Source organism: Mycolicibacterium diernhoferi, assembly GCF_019456655.1.
Taxonomy (GTDB): domain Bacteria; phylum Actinomycetota; class Actinomycetes; order Mycobacteriales; family Mycobacteriaceae; genus Mycobacterium; species Mycobacterium diernhoferi.
The window spans coordinates 1,316,263-1,338,372 of sequence record NZ_CP080332.1 but is presented as its reverse complement, the minus strand read 5'-3'; the positions used below and the strand labels follow the sequence as shown (position 1 = coordinate 1,338,372).

Genomic DNA, 22,110 nt, shown 5'->3' with positions numbered 1-22,110 from the left:
CGATGAAGACCAAGGACGAGTCGGTCGACATTCTGTCTCTGGCAGAGTGCTGGGGTCTGCTCGGCAGCCTGACGCTTGGCCGGTTGATCACCAGCGTCGGCGGCAACCCCGATATCTTCCCGGTCAACTACGCCGTGCAGAACCGCACGGTGCTGTTCCGCACGGCCCACGGCACCAAACTGGTCAGCGCCGCGATCAACCATCAGGTGCTGTTCGAAGCCGACGATCACGGCTTGTCGCAGGGGTGGAGTGTGATCGTCAGAGGCGTCGCCCGAATGCTTCGCACCGATGAGGAGATAGCGGTCGCCGAGAAGGCCCAGGTCCTGCCGTGGACGGCGACGCCCAGGCAGCACTACGTCCGGATCTTGCCGGTCCAGGTCACCGGTCGACGGTTTCGGTTCGGTCCCGACCCGGACGTGCACGAACCTCGGTGAGCACGGCGGACACGCAACGGGGCACCGCCGCGGCGACCGGCGGGCTGAGCCCGATGCCGAGAGCGGCCTCGGCGATGTCCACGGTGAACACGACCAGCCGGTCCGGGAGGTTGCCCAGCGCCTCGCCCAGCGCGTACGCCTGAAGCAGGCCCAATCCGTGCGAGCTGACCTCGGCCGGTCCGGCCGGCTCCGCCGGCACCCAGCGCCGAAGCCGCCCGGAGACCGCGACGTCACCCAGTGCCGCATCCACCACGATGACGAGCCCTACCCCGCGCCACGCATCGATGACGGTGGTGGGATCACCGGCGGTGGTGATCACCCGCACACCCGCCGTCCGGTGGTCCGCGAGCGCGGCGGCCACCGCGAGCCCGACCCCGTCGTCGCCCCGGAAATCGTTGCCGATGCCGATCACGAGCGCGTCGCCGTTCACCGGTGATCGACATTCACGGTGAGGAAATGTGCCGCGCACGAGATGCAGGGGTCGTGGTTGCGAATCGACCTCTCGCACAACGCGGTCAGCGAGGAGTCGTCACAGGCAAGATTCGCCGCGACGATCTGGGCCATCTCGTGTTCGATTGCGCCCTGGTTCTGTGCGGTGGGCGGGATGATCACCGCGGACCGCACCAGTCCGTCGTCGCCGAGCTCGTAGCGGTGGTACAACAGACCGCGCGGAGCCTCGCTGACCCCATGCCCGACGCCGGCCCGGGCCCCGACCGGCACGAACGGCCGCACCGGTCGCTGGTAGTCGGTGATGATGCGCAGCGCCTCGTCCAAGGCGTACACCACCTCGACGGCACGAACCACGATGCTGCGAAAGGGGTTGCGGCACTGCTCCCCCAGCCCCGCGTCCGTCGCGACCTGGCGGGCAACCGGCGACAATGCGGCGGAGTTCAGCGAGTACCGCGCCAGCGGGCCGGTCAGGTAGCGGCCACCATCCAGGGTTGCGTGCAACGCAGTCGAGCGGCGGACCTGGGTTTCCACCACATGCCGGGTGAAGTCCGCCACCGGGAACGGCGCACCGCCGCTGCGGGCGATGTCCCCGTTCTCGATCGGGTACTCTCCGGCACCGGTGAGCGCCATGAATTCATGATCGAATTCCACATCCGGATAGTCGAATTCGGCGATCTCGGCGACGGTCCGCACGGCGTCATCGAGTGCGCGTCGCAACTGCTCGGCCACCGTCTCGAGCTCGGCGCGCCGCGGCACCGAATAGAAGCCGCCCAACCGCACGTTGACCGGATGGATCGCGCGGCCACCGACCAGCTCCATCAGTCGGTTACCGGCCTTCTTCATCGCCAGTCCGCGCTCGATCAACCCGGGCCGGTCCCGGGCCAGGCTGATACCGTCCGGGTAACCCAGGAAATCCGGCGCATGCAGCAGGAAGATGTGCAGGGCGTGGCTGTGGATCCATTCCCCGCAATACATCAGGCGGCGCAGCCTGACCAATTCGGGATCGATGCTGACCCCGCACGCGTCCTCGATGGCGTTGCAGGCACTGACCTGGTAGGCCACCGGGCAGATCCCACACACCCGCGCCGTGAGGTCGGGTGGCTCGGTGTGGGCCCGGCCCCGCAGGAACGCCTCGAAGAACCGGGGTGGCTCATAGATGTCGAGCTCCACGCTGTCGAGCACTCCGTCGCGCAGCGTCACATGCAGGGCGCCCTCACCTTCCACCCGGGTCAGCGCACCCACTGACAATGTGCGCACCCCGCGACTCATCGGTCGTTCCGCTCAGCGGCGAACCGGGTGACGTTGAACGTCGAGAACACCTGCTCGACACCATCTTCGGACAGGCCGTCGCGGCGCAGCAACGGGATCAGCGCCGCGGTGTCCGGTGTGGCCGCGGGCCCGAAGCAGCCGTAGCAGCCTCGATGGCAGGACGGACACAGCGCGCCGCAACCGGCCTGTGTCACCGGGCCCAGGCACGGAATCGACTCGGCCACCAGGACACAGGTCACTCCGCGCAGCTTGCATTCCGAGCACACCGTCTTGGCCGGCAACCGCGGCTTGCGGCCGATCAGTAGCGCGGCAAGCGTGTCGAGCAACTGGCCGCGGTCGATGGGACAGCCCTGCAGTTGATAGTCGACCTCGACGTGCGCGGCGGCCGGTGTCGACGTCGCCAATGTGTGGATGTAGTCCGGCCGGGCATAGACGACCGAGGCGAACTCGTCGGCGTCGGCCATGTTGCGCAGGGCCTGGATCCCGCCGGCCGTGGCGCAGGCGCCGATCGTCACCAGGATCGTGGACTGCCGCCGTATCTCGAGGATCCGCAGGCGGTCGGCTTCGGTGCTGATCGAGCCCTCGACCAGGGATATGTCATACGGTCCCGCGACGACCACACTGGACGCTTCCAGGAAGGTGACGATCCGGACCTCGTCGGCCAGGGTCAGCAGCTGGTCCTCGCAATCCAGCAGGGTCAGTTGACATCCGTCGCAGGATGCGAACTTCCAGACTGCCAGTGACGGGGTGTGCACCTAGAGCTCCCGAACCGCGAGCAGGGGTCCGGCGACGTCGTAGCCGACGACCGGCCCGTCCCGGCACAGCAGCAGCGGACCCAGCTGGCAGTGTCCGCACCAGCCGACCCCGCATGCCATATTGCGTTCCAGCGCCACCCTTATATCGCCGGCGGGCACACCCTTGCGCAACAGTTCCTCGGAGCAGGAACGCATCATCGGCTCCGGCCCACACAGGAACGCCGTCGTCTTGCCGGGCCGCAGCGCCAACCGGCGCAGTGGTTCGGTGACCAGACCGACCTCGCCCGACCACCCCTGCACCGGGATGTCGACGGTCAGTTTCACGCCGATGGTCCGATCCTGCGACCACCGCCGCAGTTCGGCGCCGAACAGGAACTCATCGTGCGAGCGGGCACCCGCGATCAGGGTGACCGTGCCGTGTGCGGCCCGGTTGGCGAGCACGGCGAGCACGACCGGGCGCAGCGGCGCCAGGCCGACACCACCCGCGACAAGGATCAGATCGCGCCCCGTCACATCCTGGAGTCCCCACCCGGTCCCGAACGGCCCCCGCATCCCGATCACCGTGCCCACCTGCGCATCACGCAGTGCCGTGCTCACCGCGCCGACCGCCCGGACGGTATGGGCGAGGGTGGTATCCGGCGCCGCGGTGACACCACTGACCGAGACGGCGATCTCGCCGATCCCGAAGACGTACATCATCATGAACTCACCCGGCCTGGGTGTGCCGAGCGGACCGTGGACGGGCGCCAGATGCAGTGTCGAGCACTCGCGGTTCTCGTCGGCACGGGAGCGCACGCGGTACGGGATCGGCGTCATCGCCGAGACATCGGACGACGCGGTGTCAGTCATCGTGATGTCGTGCCAGTTCGGCCAGGGTGGTCATCTCCTGGGTGATGTCGATTCCGGTGGGACACCAGGCGATACACCGACCACAGCCGACGCAGCCGCTGCTGCCGAATTGGTCATGCCAGGTGCCGAGCTTGTGCGTGATCCAATGCCGGTACCGCGACGGGGCGGACTGACGGACGTTGCCCCCGTGGATGAACGTGAAGTCCACGTCGAAACACGACGACCATTCCAGCCACCGTTCGGCGTGGCGCCCGGTGAGGTCGGTGACATCCTCGACACTCGTGCAGAAACACGTCGGACACACCATCGTGCAGTTGCCGCACGTCAGGCACCGACCGGCGACCTCGTCCCAGTGTGGCGACTCCCGGGACTCGACGAGCAGTTCGCGGAAGTCCCCGGGCGGCATCTGCCGACCCATGTGCCGGGCCGCTTCGTCCACATCGGCGATGGCCGAGTCGATTTCGTCTGGACGCGCCTCGCGCTGGTCCAGGACGGCCAGTACCTGCGCGCCCTCCTCGCTGCCGACCTCCACGAGGTAGTACGGGGAGTCACCGGTGATGCGTTCGGTGAGCGCCAGATCGTAGCCGGGACCGACCCGCGGACCGGTCCCCATCGAGGCGCAGAAGCAGAGCCCGCCGGGTTCGGTGCAGTTGACGGCCACCACGAAGGTATTGCGCAGCCGCCCGAGGAATCCCCGGTCGGGATGCGCGGCGGCGCCCAGGACCCCGTCCAGCATGGCGATCGCGGCCAGGTCGCAGGCCCGGACGCCGATGAAGGCCAGCCGCTCGGGCTCCTCGGCGACCGGTTCATCGGATGACCACAACCGCTGTCGTGGTGGGTGCAGAAACCGCTTCCAGGACTGCGGACCGGCGGAATGGCCGAACAGCGCCGAGTCGGCGCGGCGACGCAGCCGGTAGTGCCCGGGACCCACGTCGACACCCCAGCCCCTCGGCAGGTCGTCGGCAGAGGTCAGTTCGGCGAGCTCGATCGCGTTGTCGGAGCGGGTCGGGCCGATGACCCGGTAGCCCCGGTCGATCAGCGTGGACACCAGGTGTCGCAGACCCGCGGCGTCTATCACCACATCGTTCATGGATTCCACTATTTGTCCGCGACCACGTGCGGTGCAGTGGCCATGGGTCACACCCGGCAGGGGCGAAGGTCCTCAACGTGGAGGTGAACCGTGCCACGGCGTAGGCCGCGTGGCGTAGCCGAGTGCGGCAAACGTCCCGGAAAGGGACTTGCACAGTTCGCGATTCATGGTGATGTGAGCCCTTCTGCGGCACGGTCTGAGGTCGCGCGGCCGGGCAGTCGGTGCGTGAGGTCAGCTGGGTCCCTGGTGGCTCTGGAGCACCGCGAGGCGGTCGCGGAACTCGGATTCACCGATCTCGCCCCGCGCGAAGCGGGCAGCCAGTATCTGTTCGGGCGTCTGCGGCATCGTCGTCGGCGGCATCGGCGGCGTGGACGGCCGGCGGCGATCACCGACGAGAACGATGAACAGGGCCGCGACCGCGGCGATCAGCAGGGTCCAGAACAACACCATGCCGATGCCCATCCCGGCATAGCCCCACCACCCCATATCGTGTTCGTGCCAGCGCATTTCACCACTCCCGATTCATCCGTTCTCCGGAGTCCATCGTCGGCCGCGAGCGGTGACGATGCTGGAGGCGAAGGGCCGGAAGGGGCCGCCGAGGGGCACCGAAGGCCGGGGACCACCGGCACCCCATCCATGGACCAATGGCACTGCCGAAACGCTCGGCCGCGCCGTAGCGTCAAGGATCCGCAAGGGGGGCAATGGGAGCGCACACAACCCTGGGGGCGCGACATGACCAGCAATGCCGAGACATACGGAATCATCGTCGCGGTCGACGGTTCGCCCGCGTCGGATTCGGCGCTGCGCTGGGCGGCATGCGATGCGGTCCTGCGCAAGTCGAGTGTCACCGTAATGCACGTGGTCGAACCGGTGATCGTGAACTGGCCCATACCGCCCCTGCAGGGCACCATCACCGAATGGCAGCAGGATAACGCGCATCAGGTGATCGAGCGGGCCCGTGATGCCCTGGCGGCCGGCGCCGTGGGCGCCGAAAATCTCGTGGTGCGAACCGAAGTGCGGTATGCAGGGGTGGTCGATGAGCTCGTCGCCGCTTCTGCAAGAGCGCACCTCATGGTTGTCGGAAGCCGGGGTAAGGGTGCCGCCGGCCGGGTCATCCTGGGTTCTGTCAGCGGCGGGCTCGTCCACCACGCGCGATGTCCCGTCGTGGTCGTCCATGCCGGCGACGCGCAGGCGGTCGACTACATCTCCCCCATCCTGGTCGGGATCGACGGATCGCCCGCATCGGAGGAGGCGATCGCGTTCGCCTTCGACGAAGCCGAACGCAGACGGGTGGATCTTGTTGCCCTGCATGCATGGAGTGATGTCGATGTCTTCCCGGCGCTGGGCGCGAACTGGCGTGCGTACGAGGATCAGGGGCACGAGGTGCTCGGTGAACGACTGGCCGGATGGCACGAGCGGTACCCCGATGTGACTGTGCACCGCCGGGTCGTCGGTGACCAGCCGGCACGGTCTCTGATCGAGAATTCTCAGCAGGCACAACTCGTCGTGGTGGGCAGCCATGGCCGCGGTGGATTCGCCGGTCTGCTGCTGGGATCGGTCAGCACACGGGTGGCCCGAGAGGCCGAGGCGCCGGTGATGGTGGTGCGTGGTCCTACCCGGAGTTAGGTCCGCTCATCGGTCCCCTGGTTGCGTTTGATCGCCGACTGGACCACACCGAATCTGTGCCGGGCACGCTCGTCGGCGTCCCTCTGTTCTTGCGCCGACACCACGATCGCATCCGGTCCCGGGAACACCGTGGTGACGTGATCGGTGTCGAGCCATCGCACCACATAGGGCGGTGCCCCGTCCGACGAATGCACCTCGGTGATCATTCCGCGTCGATCCGGTCTGTCCACCACCGAACCCTTGATCACCAGCCAGTCACCGACATTGGCTTTCATGAGCGATTCCTTTCCATCCGATTCTCCGGGCCGCGGCTGCCATCCGGTGGGACCACGACGACGGGTGTCTGTGCGCCCTCGACAACGCTCTTGCCGACCGACCCCAGCAGCAGGCCCTTGAAGCCGCCCCGCCCGCGGCTACCCACGACCGTCAGCTGCGCGGTCCGCGATTGTTGCAGCAGGTGGTGCGCCGGACGGTCGAGAACAACGTCGCGGTGGACGAGGACATCCGGATACTGTTCGCCCCAGCCCGCGAGTCGCTCGGCCACCCGCTCCTCGGCCAGAACTCGCAGCCGCTCCCATTGGGAGCCCGGCAGCGGCTCGCCGTCGGCGTCACCCCACGCGTGCACCACCACCAGCGGCGCTGCTCGCCAGGACGCTTCGTCGAACGCGAAGGCGAGTGCGTTCTCCGAGGCCGGGGATCCGTCCAGACCGACGACGACAGGCGCGGTGCCGGCCGCGGGCAACGATTCTGCGTCCTCATCGTGGACCACCACGACCGGGCTGCGGGCGTGCCGGATGAGCGCAGAGGTGACAGAACCCAGCAACCAGCGACTGACCGCCCCCATGCCTCGGCGGCCGACGACGACCATCCGCGCCGATCGGGAACAGTCGACCAGCACGCCCACGATGCTGTCGGCGGCCACGACGTCGTCGACCCGAATCTCGACGGCGCCACCGATCACCTCCTCGGCGACCTGGTGTGCGGCGCGCAGGACCGCCTCACCGTTTCGTGTCAGATCCGCGGCGATGTCCGGCGTGGCGAGCACTTCGGACCAGATGGGCCCGGACGGCCACTTCATCACGTGCACGATCTGCAGGGGAAGCTTGCGCAGCATGGCCTCCCGTGCTGCCCACCGCACCGCCGATGTCGACGAGGCAGATCCGTCGATGCCGACGAGGACGCCGGGAGCTCCACCGGGAGAGCGGTTTTCCTCGCTGTCCGGTGTCCCGGCGGGACGGTCACCCGGCATCTTCATGGAGTGCCCCATTTCGTCGGCTGGTTCTCACCGGATCGCGTACACCGTTGCGGCTCAGCGCAAGGCGGTCACCGGCTGATGGGTGGATTCCTCGATGTCGTGAACCGTGCTGGTCCGCAGTTGCTGGACCAGCGCCGCCAGCGCCCGGGCGACGGCGAGTTCGTCGCCGATGTCGGCAATGTCAGCGTCGGCGGGATTGCACCGCGCCAGCCCGATCCCGGTGGTCTCCTGGCCGCGCCCGCGCAACGTGGCGGTCGCCCGGGTACGGCCGTCATACTCGTCGATCGCGATCTGCACGGTCCAGTCCTTGCGGACGCTGTCCTCATCCTCGGTCATGAGCGATCCCCTCAGGTCGGCAGCAGACTGGTGGTCATCACCAACTCGATTCGACCACCACCGATGGGCCGCAGGTAGGGACTGAGGTCCCGGCCTTGGGGGTCGTTGGTCCGTGATGGACCCGAGGTTGTCATCGAACGTGACGCCATGAGGTGATGATCTGTGCCGGAGAGGATCTCACGGGCGGTGACTCGTGTCGGCGGTAGGTGTCGGCCGGGGCCGCCGATCAGGGTGAACACCCCGACCACCCACCGCGAGCACCTCGTCGAAGCCGGCGATCCCGCGGATGCGCGCGCCGACACGCAGGCAGCACATGCACGCCCATCCCACAATGGACCTTCGCCCGCAGAGAGGTGACCGTTGGCCCCGCCCATCGCGCGGGGCGGCTGCCTAACCTGAGAACTCTCGATTCCTCCTACGAAGGGCGCCGACATGCCTGAGACGGAGAGCACGCAGGTCATCGTCGGGATCGACGGTTCCGAGCAAGCTGAACATGCCGCGCTCTGGGCGATCGACGAAGCGCTGCGACGCAGCGCGCCACTGCGTCTGATCTACGTGATCAGAACCGACCTGACCGGGATGTTGTCGGCCAGTGAGTACGAAACCGCCGTAGCCACGGCCAAACGCATCTTGCGGACCACCGGCGAGCGGATCGACGAATGCGGTTGCGGGGTGCGGGTCACGACGACCATCGCGCAGGGCTCTCCGGCCGGTGTTCTCCTCGCCGAATCGGAGAGCACCGACATGATCTGTGTCGGGTGGACCGGGATGAACCGCATCGGGATCACCTTGATGGGTTCCACGGCGACCCTCGTCGCCACCAAGGCGACCTGCCCGGTGGCGATCGTCCGCCGTCCGGTCCACACGCCCGCCGAACCTCAATCGAAATGGATCATCACGCCGGTGGACGCCGGCTCCCGCGACAACGACAGCCTGCTCGCCGAGGCCGCGTCCGAGGCGAGGCAGCGGGGGTGGGCGATTCTGGCGGTGTGGACCGACTCCGGAAACGACAAGACCTGCGTTGACGACGTGAGCCGTCTGGCGTCGGAATGGCGGCACCGGTGTCCGGACGTTCACATCTACCCCGTCGCGACGGACCACGACCTGGCGCGGTTCCTGCACGCCAGTCCCGACCTCGGCGGGTTGATCATGCTCGACGGCGACAGAGCCACCGATGTCGCCACCACCATCGACCGAATCGGACACGCCTGTACGGCGGAGATTGCCGTCGTGGTGGCGCATCGCGTCCCGGCCGCCGCCGTCACCGCCCGGTGAGAGCTCCCTAAATCGGCGCACACCACCGCAGCAACGTGCCGCCGGTGGTCACGGGCTCCGCCGAGAAGGTCCCACCGACGTCCTCGGCCCGCTGCGCCAGGTTTGTCAGACCGCTGGTCCGAACCCCGGCGGGTAGACCACAGCCGTCATCGCGCACCTCGATGCACAACTCGTCGGCGGCGGTGACACTGACCGACAACTTCGTCGCGTGTGCATGGCGGACCGCATTGCTGACGGCTTCGCGCACCACCGCCTCCGCGTGGTCGGCCACGCTCGAGCTGACCACAGACAACGGGCCCGAGAACTTGACGGTGATGTGCAGATCCGACGTCGCGAAGCCCGCGATCGCTTCGTCGAGCCGCTGTCGAAACCCCTTGCCATCGTGATGGTGGCCGTGCAAATCGAAGATCGCGGTCCGGATTTCGTGGATCACCTGCTGCAGATCGTCGACACAATTCGACAATCGCTGCGCAACGTCGGGGGCACGGACGCGCGGGATGGTCCCCTGCACCGCGAGTCCCACCGCGAACAGCCGCTGAATCACATGATCGTGGAGGTCCCGCGCGATCCGGTCACGATCGGTGAGGATGTCCAGTTCGCGCAGCTGACTCTGGCTGGTCGCCAATTGCCAGGCCAGGGTCGCCTGCGCGACGAACGACGCCATGGTGTCCAGTTCATCGTCGGTGAATTCGGGCTGCCCGGGCGCCCGCAGTGCCACCAGCACCCCGGCCGTGGATGAGCCCGTGGCGCAGATCGGCAGGACGAGTGCCGGGCCCCCGACCGAACCGTCGTCGACGAGCTCGAGGCTCTCGAAACGCCGCGCCTTCCGGGTCGAGACGACGTCGCCGATGAATGTGTCCTCGGCAGCGATAACGGCCAGGTTCGCCTCCGGTCCGTCACCGGCCGCCGCCACCACCACCAGTTCGTCGACCGGGTCGGCGGGTTCGTCGAGATCGGCACGCACCGCAACCAGGGTCACCCAGGCCCCACTGAGGGTTCGCGCCTTGTCGACCATCAGGCTGAACACCAGCGACGGATCGGCGCCGGAGAGCATCTCGGTACCGATGTCGCGGGTGGCCTCGATCCAGGACTGCCTGACGGTGGATTGTTTGTAGAGCCGCGCGTTGTCGATGGCGATTCCCGCTGCCGCGGCCAATGCCTGGACCAGCACCTCGTCGTCGTCGGTGAAGGGCTGCCCACTGGTCTTCTCGGTGAGATAGAGGTTGCCGAACACCTCGTCACGGATGCGTATCGGCACTCCGAGGAAGGTCCGCATGGGCGGATGGTGCGCCGGGAAGCCCACCGAGTCGGGATGGCGTGAGATGTTGTCCAGCCGGATGGGTTTGGGGTCGTCGATGAGCACCCCGAGGACGCCGAGCCCCTCCGGGAGGCGTCCGATCTGCCGCCGGGTCGGCTCGTCGATGCCGTGGTAGATGAACTCGACGAGTTCGTGATCGTACCCGCGGATGCCCAGTGCGCCGTAGCGGGCGTCTACCAGGTCGATCGCGGTTCTGACGATGGTGCGCAGGGTCTCGTCGAGCTCCAGGCCGGATGTCACGGCCAACATCGACTCGAGCAACCCGTCGAGCCGGTCACGCGTTTCAGCGATCCGCTCCACCCGATCCTGCACCTCGCCCAAGAGCTCGCGCAGCCGCAACTGAGACAGCGTTTCCCGCAACGGACGCATGCCCATTTCGGCGTCTCGGCCACCCCCAACCACACCACCCATGGTGGCACCGGATCGGCCGCTGTGTGCAGCGTCAGCGTAAATTACGGATCGAGAATTCCCGCTCCGCGGACAACGCCGCGAAATAGCGCTGCACCTCCGCACTCTCGTATGCCGACGTTCCCGGTGTTTGCAGCTTTGCTGTCGCAGCGGCTATTCCGAGTTGGACGCAGCGGGTCAGTCCCCAGCCTCGCACCAGCCCGACGGTCAGCCCCGCGACCATTGCGTCGCCGGCACCGACACCGCTGACCGCCGCCACCCGGACGGCCGGGAAACGAATGCTCTCCGAAGCCGTCACCAGCAGCGCACCGTGGGCCCCGAGCGATACGAGCACCGTCTGCGCGACTCCGCGGTCGATCAGTTCCCGGGCGGCCTGCACCTGCTCCACTTCGGTGCCCAACGTTCGACCGCTGCATTCGCGGAGCTCCCGCAGGCTCGGCTTCAGCAGGAACACCCCCGAGGTGACGTGGGTCAGACCACCCCCGGAGGTATCGAGGATCAGGGGCACGCCGGCTGCGGCACAGACGTCGGCCACCTGCTGGTAGAAGTCGGGCGATGCGCCGGGCGGCAAACTGCCGCTCGCGACGATGTAGCGAGCCGACGCGGCGACCTGCGCCACGGCGGCCAGGCATTGTGTCTGCTCGTCGTCGTCGAGGGAAGGCCCGGCCAGCACGAACCGGAACTGCTTGCCCGAGGCGCGGTCGTTGACCGTGAAATTCTCGCGTGTCGTACCCCGGATCCCGATCGGCGTACAGCGGACCCCGGATGTGGCCACGAGGCCGGCCAGGCGCGCCCCGGTGCTCCCGCCGGTGGTGAACACCGCAGCGCTGGGCACTCCCAGAACCTGGGCAAACCGCGCGACGTTGATGCCGCCGCCGCCGGCGTCATATCTCTCGCCGTGACAGCGGATCTTCTCGGTCGGCCGGACCTCGTCGGCATCGGCGGTGAGGTCGAGTGCGGGGTTCATCGTCACGGTGACGATGGCGGGCGGGTTCACAGCCCGCTGGGATACGTTTCGGGTGCCACCAGACCGGATCGTCCGCGGTGGTCACCGAGCTTTCCCGCCAGGACGCGGCCGGCCTCGCCCCGACCCCGGAAGACCCGCCCGGAGGGGTCTCGGTGGCGCGCTCGCGCTGTTGTCATCGCTGACTCCGCAGGTGAATCGGTCAGCCCAGAATCGGATCCTCGGCAGGCGTCCCCGTGCCCGGCTGGGCACGGAACCGGAACCGCCGGCCGGTGACACCGCGCGGGTGGATCCGGACGAAATGCTCCTTTTCCGAGTCGGTCCAGGAAATCAACCCGGCCCGCTCGGCCTCGGCGATGTCTTCCTCGCTGCGTACCGATCGCGCCACCCCGGCGACGATGACGCTCCAGCCCTCGCTGAGGCTGTACCCGTCCGCTTCGAACAGGACGTTGTTGTTGATCGCCGCACTGACCAGCTTGGTGCCCTGCGCCGTTCGGAACAGAACCGTCCGATCCTGCACGGTGTAGTTCACCGGGAAGATCGCCGGAACGCCGTCGACCGTCGTGACCAGCCTGCCAAGTGCAGTGCCTGCCAGCAGATCCCAGCAGTCCGAAACGGACAGCACGACCATGGTGTGGGTGTCGGTCATCACTCGACTGTAGGAGCCCACACCGCCCGGTTCTGAGGCACAAAGTCCCTAGTTCGACGAACCAAGGACTCCTGAGATCACGCCGGCAGCGCCCTAGTGTCTAGGGAGCACCGGTGCGCGCGGTGTACGCGTCACCCCGTTCAGTAGCCACTGCAAAGGAACGCCAGATGACCTCACCAGCCGGCCTGGGAATTCTCGTCGGAATCGATGGATCCCCGGAATCACATGCTGCGGTCCGGTGGGCGGCCGACGAGGCCGTGCTGAGACACCGTCCGGTCACCCTGATGCACGTCGTGTCGCCGATCATCGCCAGCTGGTCGATCGAAGCGGTGCTGTCGGATTATCAAGTGTGGCAGGAAGACCACGCCGACAACGTCATCGCGCGCACACTGGACACCCTGCGTACCGCGGTACCGGGGTCGCCGCCGGACGTCCGCGTCGAGCGTCGTCATGGCGGCCCGGTGGCCGAGCTGACCGCGGCGTCGGCCGACGCCGACCTGATTGTGCTGGGCAGCCGCGGCCTCGGTCCGGTCGGCGCCGCCGTGCTGGGCTCGGTCAGCCGCGCTCTGCTGCACCACGCAGGGTGTCCGGTGGTGCTCGTCAGAGAAGGCGTGGTCCGTAGCACCGACCGCGGCCTGCCCGTGGTCCTCGGGATCGACGGCTCGCCGGCCTCGGAGGCGGCAACGGCCTTTGCCTTCGACGAAGCGTCGCGCCGTGGAGTAGACCTCGTCGCCCTGCACGCCTGGAGCGATGTGGCGGTCTTCCCCTTCCTGGGCATGGATTGGCACCAGTTCGAAGAGCAGGGACACGAGGTGCTCGCGGAACGCCTCGCCGGGTGGCAGGAACGCTATCCCGATGTCACCATCCGGAGACGAGTTGTCTGCGACAAGCCCGCTCGCTGGCTGATCGACGAGTCCAACCAGTCCCAGCTCGTCGTGGTCGGCAGCCGTGGCCGCGGGGGCATCTCGGGTATGTTGCTCGGCTCGGTCAGTACCTCGGTCGCCGAATCGGCCCGGGCACCGGTGGCCGTGATCCGCGCCTGAACCCGTGAGCGCCACGGTGTCCGGGCAACTCGATCAGGGTGAATTGTCCTTTCTCCCACCGCCATCGGCAAGACCATCGAGTTCACGATCCCATGCCGTGGACCGCGCACGGTTCAGACTGTTGCGCAGCCACAGCAACAGCACAGCCGCAGGCGTCAGCACCGCGGTCCACACTGCCAGTGCGGTGACGATCGCCAGGATCGCCGCATCCGCGTCCGACGGGACCGCCAGGGTGCGCTCACCCTCGGCATCCACCCACACGGTGAGCCGGTCGCCCGCCCTGAGTCGCTCGGTGCGAATGGTATCGGTGTGCGCCTTACCGCCGAACTCCCAGCGGATCTCGGTGACCGACGACTCGGCGAATGGTTGCGACGTGTCCTGACTGTCGGCCGACACCGTCGCGAAAATCTGCTGACGGACCAGGCGTTGCGCGGCGAGTTCATGAGCGGCGTCGTCATGCACAGCCGTTGCGACCGCTGCCGCGATCGCAACGGTGAGCAGTGCGAGTGCCGCGATCAACAGTTCTGCCGTCGCCTGGACCCGGTCGGAGGTCCGAACCAAGGGGTTGGTCCCCAGCAGGCACCGAAACCGGGCGCCGAGATTGAACGCGAAGGTCTGCATATCAACGATTCTCGGCACCGCCGAGCCGCTACCGCAGGGACAAAAGTCCCATGATTACCGGCCGAACCGCCTCATCCTTGCCGGGCGACTATGACCGGTATGGTGGCGGCCTGCACCACGGTCCAGCTCACCGAACCCAGAAGCTGGCCCGCGAAGCCGCCCCGACCGTGACTGCCGACCACCAGAAGCTGCGCCCGATGCGACTCGGCGATGAGCCGGTGAGCCGGATTGTCACGTCCCACCACGCGGCGGACCACCACGTCCGGGTAGCGTTCGGACCATCCGGCCAGGCGCTGCGCCAACTCCTCTTCGGCCTGGACCGCAAGGTCTTCGTAGGCGACGTCGACATAGAAATCTGCGCTGTTCATCCAGGTGTGCACCGCGATGAGTTCGACGCCCCGCCTTGATGCTTCGTCGAATGCGATGGCAACGGCCAACTCCGAGGCCGGCATGGCGTCCACCCCGACCACCACGGGTGCCGTCGCCTCAAGCTCCGCCACCGAGTTCTCGTCATGGATCACTGCCACCGGGCTGTGCGAGTGGTGGACCAATGCCGAGCTGGTTGAACCCAACAGCAGACGCGCCAGTCCGCCGAGCCCGCGACAGCCGACCACCATCAGGTCTGCATCCTTCGAAAGGTCGATCAGAACGGGCAATTTCGGGCCGTCGAGAACGAGCTTGTTGGTCCGTACGTCCCGGGTTCCGGACAGGACGGTTGCGATGTGCCGGTGCGAGCCCTCGATCACCTCTTCGGCCAGCCGATCACGTTCCTGCAGGTACTCCGATGAGATCGGCAGGTCCAACCAGGGGCCGACCTCGTCGGAAGGCTTCACATACACGAGCGTGAGCAGCACGTCGCGACGTGCCGCCTCCCGGGCAGCCCATGCCGCCGCGGAGTCCGAGGTCGGTGACCCGTCGACAGCCGCCACAATGCCGTTCAAGTTCGTCGTCGATTGAAAAGTCATCGGGCCTCCATTCGGGTTGCGCACTGCCGGTCGCGGCGGTGGCTGCGACCCGACCGTAGATCGGCAGCCCGCTGCGTTTCGTGAGGCGTAGGTCCCCTCGTTCGCCGACGAAAGGCCCTTCCTCGGCAGCGCCGCCCTACCCGGCGGGTGTGATCACCGCGAGGTCGCCGTCGAGGCGCCGGTAGAGGACGCTTGCGCGGCCCAGCGCCGCGTCGATGTAGAACAGGAACGGCAGATCCATCAGCGCCATCCGCCGCACAGCGGCGTCCTCACGCAGACAGGGCACCGGGTGCGGGCTGATCGTGACCGGCCGTTCGAAGGGCGCCACCGCACTGCTGAGGTCCGGGGCGACGAGCGCGACCCGCAGACCTGTCGGGCCGCTTCGGTACGCGACGGCGGCTGTGCCGCTGCCGATCTCGTTGAAGAGATGGAAGTCGTAGTCGAGCAGATCCATTTCGGCCAGTGCTTCATCGACCGTGCACGGGGCCATCGCATAGGATTTGCGCCGGCTGATTCGGGACCTGCCGGCGTTCGGCCCGGACCCGGGACCCAACGCCCGGGCCTGACGCCACGGTGGCGCGCCGGCCGGCCCGCGTCGAGGTTCCCGACGCTCGCGCACCTGTTCGAGCCGGCGCCGCGTCCGTTCCTCCAACTTGTCGATCGCCTCCCGAGCGGTGGCCGCGGCGACCTGCACCCGAATATGACGTCCCAGGAAGTCGAGATTGACCTGACCGACGACCGCCGTTTCGGCGGGACCGCGGTCTCGCTGAGTCAGCCGGAGTCGGGCGTTGGTGATCGGGTGGCGGGTGGATCGCCCGAGTCCGCCGATCTTGATATTCGCGTACTCGACAGCGCCGGGGAAGCTCCCGCGCATCGTGATATCGAGATCCGCTGCGGGCGAAACGCCAACTCCGTCGGTCATGGTGACTGTGGTATCTCGACTGCGGTCGACTCCGTTAGGGCCGAAGGTCCTCTTCGCCGGGGTTTCACGTTCGCGCGACGAACGACCCTGATGGCGGGGACTTCCGCCCCTAGTGGGGACCACCGCCCGGGTGATCGGATTCAGAGACGGCACCAACCGAGAACAACGAGGAGACCACAATGAGTAACGTCGCTGTGCAGCAACATCATCGGTCGTCATGGCCGGAGATGTCGGACATCTTCCCAGGACTTCCCTCATGGGCGAACCTGCGACCGATCTTCGGTGGGCACCCCATCAAGGTCGAGGACGACATCCGCGATGGCAAGTACGAGTTGAAGGCCGAGATTCCCGGCGTCGATCCGGACAAGGACGTCGACATCACGGTCCGAAACGGGATGTTGACGATCAAGGCCGAACGGAGCGAGAAGAAGGAGACCAATGGTCATTCCGAATTCTCCTACGGCTCTTTCACCCGTACGGTGGCGCTGCCGTCCGGAGCGGACGAGGACCACATCAAGGCACACTGTGAGAAGGGCGTCCTCACCGTCTCGGTGCCGCTCAAGGAACCCAAGTCCCCGGAGAAGCACATCGCGGTGGAACGCGCCGGCTGACACGTGGACGGGGGTTTCCGGGGCGGACAGTCGCCGCCCCGGACCGTGCGGGCCGGGCAACCGAAAAACAGAAGTCACGATGGGGCGGCAGCACAACGTGGTGGCGGCCATGTCGGCGGCCGTCGGCATCGCCGCACTGTATCGCGCGCACGTGCGGCCGTGGATTCACACCTGGGGCGCCCGTCCGGACGAGCTCGCAGCGGTACTGCCGGGTGATGAGCTGGTCAGCCCGGAGGCGCCGAGGACGACCCGCGCGGTGAGCATCGCCGCATCCCGTGCCGCCGTGTGGCCGTGGTTGATCCAGATCGGCGAAGACCGGGGCGGCTTCTACAGCTACTCGCTTCTGGAGCGGGCGGTCGGCGCCGACATCCACAATGCCGACACCGTCCACCCGGAATGGCAGAAGTTACGGGTCGGCGACACCGTCTGGCTGGCGCGCAGATACGGCCCGGACGCGCGCCAGATCGTGGCGGCGGTCAAACAGTGTTCACACCTGGTATTGGTGAACCCGGCAGACTATGAACGCGTGCAGTGCGGCCAAAAGGCCTCCGGCTGCTGGTCATTCATTCTCCGCCGCGATGTCGACGGGACGAGATTGCTGGCCCGCGGTAGTGGTGGCGCCGTGGGTCACTTCTGGTTCGACCTTCCACACTTCGTCATGGAGCAGAAGATGCTGCGGGGTATAGCGCGGCGGGCAGGCCGACGCCGGCAGCCCGGCGTGCTGTGCCGTTATCCGTCCTGATCGCCGGAGAACTCGGCGCGATAGGCGGCGACGGCCGTGGGCAAGGTCAGATAGATGCGCTCTGCACCGATCTTGTCGAGTAGACCGCCGGCGGCCAGCGCGTCGCGCAGATCCTGCTTCACCCGCGCCATGACGAACACGACTCCGCGGCGCTCGCAGTCCCTGCGGAGCTGCTCGAGCGCGTCCAGGGCGGTGACATCGATCTCGACGTTGGACTCCGCGTTCAGCACGAACCAGTGCACCGGTGCCGGAGCCTGATCCAGTGCAGCGAGCGCCCGACGGTGAAAGTCCGCGGCGTTGGCGAAGAACAACGGGGCGTCATAGCGGTACACCACCAGACCCGGGATCACCTTCGCCGCGGGATAGTCGTCGACGTCGTGCATGCCGGCCAGTCCGGGCACGATGCCTTGCACGCTGTCGTGCGCATGCGCGAGGCGGTGCAGCAGATCGGCCACCGACAGCGCGACCGCCACCAGCACGCCGTAGAGCACCCCGAACAGCAGGACGGCCGCGGTGGTCGCCAGCGCGAGATACAGTTCGCTACGGCGGAACCGGGCCAATCGGCGGAATTCCCCGACATCGACCAGTTTGGTCGCTGCGAACACCACGAGTGCCCCGAGGGCGGCCGACGGGATGCCGGCCATGATTCCGCCGCCGAACAGCAGTGCGGCGGCCACCACCGCGAAAACCACGAGTGAGTACACCTGCGTACGCGCCCCGGCCGCATCCGCCAGCGCAGTGCGGCTACCGCTCGAGCTGATCGGAAACCCACGGAACACACCGACGACGAGATTGCAGGCGCCGAGTGCACGAAGTTCGGCCTGCGGGTCGACGTCGGCTCCGGTTCGGGACGCGAATGCCCTCGCGGTAAGCACATTGTCCGAGAACGCGACCACGGCGATACCCATCGCCGGAACGATGAGCGCCCGCACCTCCTCACCCGACACGATCGGCCAGCCCGGGAGCGGAAGCCCGGACGGTACCGCGCCGACAACGGCGATGTCCTGCCATGAGTGTGCGAACAACGCCATCAACGCGGAGGCCGCCAACACCCCGATGAGTGGTCCCGGTACTCGAGGCGCCCACCGGTCCAGCGCGAAGATCAAGGCCATGATCGCCGCACTGAGAAGTACTGTGGGCCAATGCCAGTGCGGAAGTTCGGTCGCAAAGGACCGTAGTTGCGCATCCACGGACTGACCCGACACCGACACTCCCGCCAGCCGACCGAGCTGACTTGCCACCATCATGGCGGCGATTCCGGCCAGGTACCCGACGAGCACGGGCCGCGACAGGAGGTTCGCGAGGAAGCCGAGCCTGAGCAACCCGGCAACAAGGCAGATCGCGCCGACGAGGACGGCCAACGTCGCGGCGTACGCCGCGTAACGTGCGGGGTCGCCACCGGCGATCGTCGATCCCAGCACGGCCGCCGTCATCAGCGCCGTGGTGGATTCCGGGCCGATCGAGAGTTGGCGCGACGACCCGAGGATCGCGTAGATCACCAACGGCGGCAACGCCGCCCACAGACCCGCCGCCGGCGGCAGGCCGGCCAGGGTGGCGTATGCGAGGGCCTGGGGCACCAGATACGCCGACACGGTGAGCCCGCCCAGCACGTCCCCGCGCAGCACATCTCTGCGGTAGCCCTGGAAGTTCGCCAGACCCGGCATGGCACGCCGACCCCATGTCGCGGCGGCCATGGCCCTCCTCGGCGGCTACTCGGACTGCTCATCAAGGTTATGCGATGCCCCGCCACCCCACGTCGGGTCGTTGGGCTCTGCGCGCGGTGACCAAAGCCCTCACAGATCCGCGGAGGTGCTCTACGGTCGATTCGGGTCGACTCATGGTCAGGCGGCGTTCGAGGAGTTGATATGACGTCAGGTAACGGCATCGTGGTCGGAGTCGACGGCTCACCGGAATCGGAGGCGGCCGTCGACTGGGCGGCCGCCGAAGCGGTGCTGCACAAGGTCGGGTTGACCCTCGTCCACGTGCTGCCGGGCACTACGGTCCACACCTTGTACGAGATGTCGGTCGCCGACGACCTGAAGGAGCGGGCCGCACAGCGCGGTCGCGAGTTCCTCAGCCGGGCAACGATGATCGCTGCACAGGTGGCGACCGGCGCCGAATCGATCCCGATTCGCGAACAGGTCTGTGAGGGCAACCCGGTGTCGGCGATGGTCGACCTGTCCAGGGATGCGCAGATGCTCGTGGTGGGCAGCCGGGGGCTCGGTCGCATCGGGCGCGCCCTGCTCGGTTCGGTCAGCTCCGGAGTGCTCGACCATGCCGAGTGCCCGGTCGCGGTGATCCACCCGAAGGCGCAGCCGCAGATGCAGTCCGAGCGAGCCCCCGTCGTGGTGGGCATCGACGGGTCACCCGCCTCGGAGGCCGCGGTGGCGATCGCTTTCGACGAGGCCTCGCGGCGCGCGGTGGAACTGATCGCGGTACATGCGTGGAACGACGTGACGGTGTACGCGTACCCCGCCGAGGAGTGGACGACGTTTCGGCCGCAGGCCGAGGAGGTGCTGTCCGAACGTCTGGCCGGATGGCAGGAGCGCTACCCCGACGTGCCCGTTCGGCGGGAGGTGGTCCGCGACAGCCCGGCCCAGCAGTTGCTTGTGCAAGCAGAAACGGCGCAACTGGTGGTGGTCGGCAGCCACGGCCGCGGCGGTTTCGCCGGCATGCTTCTGGGATCGGTCAGCCGCACGGTGGCGCAATCCGCGCGGACCGCGGTCATCGTTGCGCGGCCCCAGTCGCCGGTTCATCCCACCTGAGCCGCAAATCCGCTCGACGACGGGCGCATACTGGTAGCGATGCCCGGATCCGATCACCAGCCTCGCCTGCCAGCCATTCTCACCGTGGACGACGATCCCGCGGTGTCGCGCGCGGTCGCGCGCGATCTGCGCCGCCATTACGGGGAGCGATATCGCATCATCCGCGCCGAATCCGGTGCCGACGCCATCGACGCGCTCAAGGAACTGAAGCTGCGCGGCGACACCGTGGCGGTGCTGGTCGCCGACTACCGGATGCCGCAGATGAGCGGCATCGAATTCCTGGAGAAGGCGATGGACGTCTTCCCGCTGGCGCGCCGGGTGCTGCTGACCGCCTACGCCGACACCACCGCCGCGATCGACGCCATCAACGTCGTCGACCTGGACCACTATCTGCTCAAGCCGTGGGACCCGCCGGAGGAGAAGCTCTACCCCGTCATCGACGGGCTGCTGGAGGAATGGCGCGCCGTCGGGGACCGCGGCATGCCCTACACCAAGGTCATCGGGCACCGGTACAACGACCGGTCCTGGGAGGTCCGCCAGTTCCTGGCGCGCAACCAGTACTCGTTCCGCAGCGTCAACGCCGACGAACCCAAGGGCGCCCAACTGCTCGAAGCCGCCGGCCTCGACGACAGCCGGCTGCCCGTCGTCATCACCGAGAAGGGCGAGCGGCTGGTCGCGCCGACCGACGCCGAACTGGCCGCGCTGCTCGGCCTGTCCACCAGCCCGCAGCTGGAGATGTACGACCTGGCCGTCATCGGCGGTGGGCCCGCCGGCCTGGCGGCCGCGGTGTACGGCGCCTCCGAGGGCCTCAAGACCGTGCTGATCGAGAAGGCCACCACCGGCGGCCAGGCCGGGCGCAGTTCGAAGATCGAGAACTACCTCGGATTCGAGAACGGTGTCGGCGGTGCCGCGCTGACCACGACGGCGCGCCGGCAGGCCGAACGCTTCGGCGCCGAAGTGATCACCACCCAGGAGGCGGGCCGACTCAAGGCCGGCGGCATCGGCGCCGCGCACACCATCCACCTCAACGGGGACGCGACCATCGGGGCGCGGGCGGTCATCCTCGCCACCGGGGTGGACTACCGACAGCTGGAGATCGCCGGCTGCTGGAACGATCCCGGCAGCCCTGACGAGAACTTCATCGGCCGCGGCGTCTACTACGGCGCCTCGGTCTCGGACAACGCCGAGTGCGCCGGTGAGGACGTCTTCATCGTCGGCGGCGCCAACTCGGCGGGCCAGGCCGCGATGTACATGTCGCAGACCGCGAAGTCGGTGACCATGCTGATCCGCGGGCAGTCGATCGAGGCCGGGATGTCGCAGTACCTGGTGGACCGGATCGTCCAGACCCCGAACATCACGGTGAAGACCTGCACCGAGGTCGTCGACACCACCGCCGAGGACGGCCATCTGGCCGGACTGACCCTGCTGAACAAGCGGACCGGGGAGACCGAATCGGTCCGCTGCGACCGGATGTGCTGCTTCATCGGGGCCGTCCCGCGCACCCAATGGCTGGAGGAGGCGGGAATAGCCCGCGACGATCACGGCTTCATCTTGTCGGGGCCTGATCTGCGCGACAAGGTCGGGTGGACGCTGGACCGTCCGCCCCACCACCTGGAAACCAGCGTTCCGGGGGTGTTCGTCGCCGGGGATGTGCGCTCGGAGTCGGCCAAGCGGGTGGCCGCCGCCGTCGGCGAGGGGTCGATGGCGGTGATGTTGGTGCACCGGTATCTGGCCGAGACCTAGAACGACGCAGGACGACGCGG

The 22,110-nt window shown here is 67.7% G+C and carries 24 protein-coding genes; 8 read left to right on the top strand and 16 right to left on the bottom strand.

All coding sequences use genetic code 11. The features are described 5' to 3' along the window. Positions 1-2: 2 nt before the first annotated feature. Positions 3-434 (top strand): pyridoxamine 5'-phosphate oxidase family protein, encoded by a 432-nt coding sequence (locus tag K0O62_RS06410; RefSeq protein WP_073856364.1) that lies wholly within the window; start codon positions 3-5, stop codon positions 432-434. On the opposite strand, the gene K0O62_RS06405 is transcribed toward K0O62_RS06410, so the two are convergent. The 6 genes from K0O62_RS06405 to K0O62_RS06380 form a co-directional block, all read right to left on the bottom strand. Continuing rightward, the gene (locus tag K0O62_RS06405) at positions 379-864 is read right to left on the bottom strand and encodes a hydrogenase maturation protease (RefSeq protein ID WP_073856363.1); all 486 of its coding nucleotides are present in this window, start codon (positions 862-864) and stop codon (positions 379-381) included. The two genes, K0O62_RS06410 and K0O62_RS06405, sit on opposite strands and share 56 nt — an antisense overlap. Then, complete coding sequence (locus K0O62_RS06400) at positions 861-2,153, bottom strand: Ni/Fe hydrogenase subunit alpha (protein WP_073856362.1); 1,293 nt, start codon at positions 2,151-2,153, stop codon at positions 861-863. Before K0O62_RS06400 ends, K0O62_RS06405 begins: the two co-directional genes overlap by 4 nt. Continuing rightward, positions 2,150-2,908, bottom strand: a complete 759-nt coding sequence (locus tag K0O62_RS06395; protein WP_073856361.1) for an NADH-quinone oxidoreductase subunit B family protein — start codon at positions 2,906-2,908, stop codon at positions 2,150-2,152. Before K0O62_RS06395 ends, K0O62_RS06400 begins: the two co-directional genes overlap by 4 nt. Continuing rightward, positions 2,909-3,757: an FAD/NAD(P)-binding protein gene (locus K0O62_RS06390; RefSeq protein ID WP_073856360.1), complete on the bottom strand. Its 849-nt coding sequence runs from the start codon at positions 3,755-3,757 to the stop codon at positions 2,909-2,911. After that, positions 3,750-4,847: a 4Fe-4S dicluster domain-containing protein gene (locus tag K0O62_RS06385; RefSeq protein WP_073856545.1), complete on the bottom strand. Its 1,098-nt coding sequence runs from the start codon at positions 4,845-4,847 to the stop codon at positions 3,750-3,752. The genes K0O62_RS06390 and K0O62_RS06385 overlap by 8 nt, the downstream gene beginning before the upstream one ends. A gap of 231 nt (positions 4,848-5,078) precedes the next feature. Next, positions 5,079-5,354, bottom strand: coding sequence for an SHOCT domain-containing protein (locus tag K0O62_RS06380; RefSeq protein ID WP_073856359.1), 276 nt, complete (start codon positions 5,352-5,354; stop codon positions 5,079-5,081). Positions 5,355-5,579: 225 nt separating this feature from the next. Here K0O62_RS06380 and K0O62_RS06375 point away from each other — a divergent pair, with 225 nt between their 5' ends. Beyond that, positions 5,580-6,473: a universal stress protein gene (locus K0O62_RS06375; protein WP_073856358.1), complete on the top strand. Its 894-nt coding sequence runs from the start codon at positions 5,580-5,582 to the stop codon at positions 6,471-6,473. On the opposite strand, the gene K0O62_RS06370 is transcribed toward K0O62_RS06375, so the two are convergent. The 3 genes from K0O62_RS06370 to K0O62_RS06360 are packed head-to-tail and all read right to left on the bottom strand — an operon-like array spanning position 6,470 to position 8,064. Next, positions 6,470-6,748 (bottom strand): DUF1918 domain-containing protein, encoded by a 279-nt coding sequence (locus K0O62_RS06370; RefSeq protein WP_073856357.1) that lies wholly within the window; start codon positions 6,746-6,748, stop codon positions 6,470-6,472. The two genes, K0O62_RS06375 and K0O62_RS06370, sit on opposite strands and share 4 nt — an antisense overlap. Next, positions 6,745-7,728: a universal stress protein gene (locus K0O62_RS06365; protein ID WP_234800082.1), complete on the bottom strand. Its 984-nt coding sequence runs from the start codon at positions 7,726-7,728 to the stop codon at positions 6,745-6,747. The genes K0O62_RS06370 and K0O62_RS06365 overlap by 4 nt, the downstream gene beginning before the upstream one ends. Before the next feature lie 54 nt (positions 7,729-7,782). Then, positions 7,783-8,064, bottom strand: a complete 282-nt coding sequence (locus tag K0O62_RS06360; RefSeq protein ID WP_073856356.1) for a dsRBD fold-containing protein — start codon at positions 8,062-8,064, stop codon at positions 7,783-7,785. A 432-nt stretch (positions 8,065-8,496) separates the two neighbouring features. On the opposite strand from K0O62_RS06360, the gene K0O62_RS06355 reads away from it, so the two are divergent. After that, the gene (locus K0O62_RS06355) at positions 8,497-9,339 is read left to right on the top strand and encodes a universal stress protein (protein ID WP_073856354.1); all 843 of its coding nucleotides are present in this window, start codon (positions 8,497-8,499) and stop codon (positions 9,337-9,339) included. 7 nt (positions 9,340-9,346) lie between these two features. Here K0O62_RS06355 and K0O62_RS06350 read toward each other — a convergent pair whose 3' ends face one another. The 3 genes from K0O62_RS06350 to K0O62_RS06340 all read right to left on the bottom strand — a co-directional run bounded on the left by K0O62_RS06350 (position 9,347) and on the right by K0O62_RS06340 (position 12,678). Next, positions 9,347-11,068 carry a GAF domain-containing sensor histidine kinase gene (locus tag K0O62_RS06350; protein ID WP_079244230.1) on the bottom strand — a complete coding sequence of 574 codons (1,722 nt, stop codon included), beginning with the start codon at positions 11,066-11,068 and terminating at the stop codon, positions 9,347-9,349. Positions 11,069-11,099: 31 nt separating this feature from the next. Continuing rightward, positions 11,100-12,062 carry a 1-phosphofructokinase family hexose kinase gene (locus K0O62_RS06345; RefSeq protein WP_264002416.1) on the bottom strand — a complete coding sequence of 321 codons (963 nt, stop codon included), beginning with the start codon at positions 12,060-12,062 and terminating at the stop codon, positions 11,100-11,102. Between the two features lie 169 nt (positions 12,063-12,231). Continuing rightward, positions 12,232-12,678: a pyridoxamine 5'-phosphate oxidase family protein gene (locus K0O62_RS06340; RefSeq protein WP_073856353.1), complete on the bottom strand. Its 447-nt coding sequence runs from the start codon at positions 12,676-12,678 to the stop codon at positions 12,232-12,234. 167 nt (positions 12,679-12,845) lie between these two features. Between K0O62_RS06340 and K0O62_RS06335 the strand changes: the two genes are divergently transcribed. Further along, positions 12,846-13,721 (top strand): universal stress protein, encoded by an 876-nt coding sequence (locus K0O62_RS06335; protein WP_073856352.1) that lies wholly within the window; start codon positions 12,846-12,848, stop codon positions 13,719-13,721. A gap of 33 nt (positions 13,722-13,754) precedes the next feature. On the opposite strand, the gene K0O62_RS06330 is transcribed toward K0O62_RS06335, so the two are convergent. From K0O62_RS06330 to K0O62_RS06320, 3 genes are all read right to left on the bottom strand, one after another. After that, positions 13,755-14,342: an Rv1733c family protein gene (locus K0O62_RS06330; protein WP_073856351.1), complete on the bottom strand. Its 588-nt coding sequence runs from the start codon at positions 14,340-14,342 to the stop codon at positions 13,755-13,757. A gap of 71 nt (positions 14,343-14,413) precedes the next feature. Continuing rightward, on the bottom strand, positions 14,414-15,307 hold the full coding sequence (locus K0O62_RS06325; protein WP_073856350.1) for a universal stress protein: 894 nt from the start codon (positions 15,305-15,307) through the stop codon (positions 14,414-14,416). A 136-nt stretch (positions 15,308-15,443) separates the two neighbouring features. Next, entirely contained in the window at positions 15,444-16,229 is a 786-nt protein-coding gene (locus tag K0O62_RS06320; RefSeq protein ID WP_073856349.1) for a sigma 54 modulation/S30EA ribosomal C-terminal domain-containing protein, read from the bottom strand. Positions 16,230-16,408: 179 nt separating this feature from the next. On the opposite strand from K0O62_RS06320, the gene K0O62_RS06315 reads away from it, so the two are divergent. After that, entirely contained in the window at positions 16,409-16,840 is a 432-nt protein-coding gene (locus K0O62_RS06315; RefSeq protein ID WP_073856348.1) for an Hsp20/alpha crystallin family protein, read from the top strand. A gap of 79 nt (positions 16,841-16,919) precedes the next feature. Further along, positions 16,920-17,582, top strand: coding sequence for a hypothetical protein (locus tag K0O62_RS06310; protein ID WP_073856347.1), 663 nt, complete (start codon positions 16,920-16,922; stop codon positions 17,580-17,582). Here the strand turns inward: K0O62_RS06310 and K0O62_RS06305 are convergent. Beyond that, entirely contained in the window at positions 17,570-19,276 is a 1,707-nt protein-coding gene (locus tag K0O62_RS06305; protein WP_234800081.1) for a SulP family inorganic anion transporter, read from the bottom strand. The genes K0O62_RS06310 and K0O62_RS06305 overlap by 13 nt on opposite strands. Positions 19,277-19,447: 171 nt before the next feature. Between K0O62_RS06305 and K0O62_RS06300 the strand changes: the two genes are divergently transcribed. Both K0O62_RS06300 and K0O62_RS06295 read left to right on the top strand, forming a co-directional pair. Further along, positions 19,448-20,347, top strand: coding sequence for a universal stress protein (locus K0O62_RS06300; protein ID WP_073856345.1), 900 nt, complete (start codon positions 19,448-19,450; stop codon positions 20,345-20,347). A gap of 39 nt (positions 20,348-20,386) precedes the next feature. Then, complete coding sequence (locus K0O62_RS06295) at positions 20,387-22,090, top strand: response regulator (RefSeq protein WP_073856344.1); 1,704 nt, start codon at positions 20,387-20,389, stop codon at positions 22,088-22,090. Positions 22,091-22,110 lie beyond the last annotated feature (20 nt).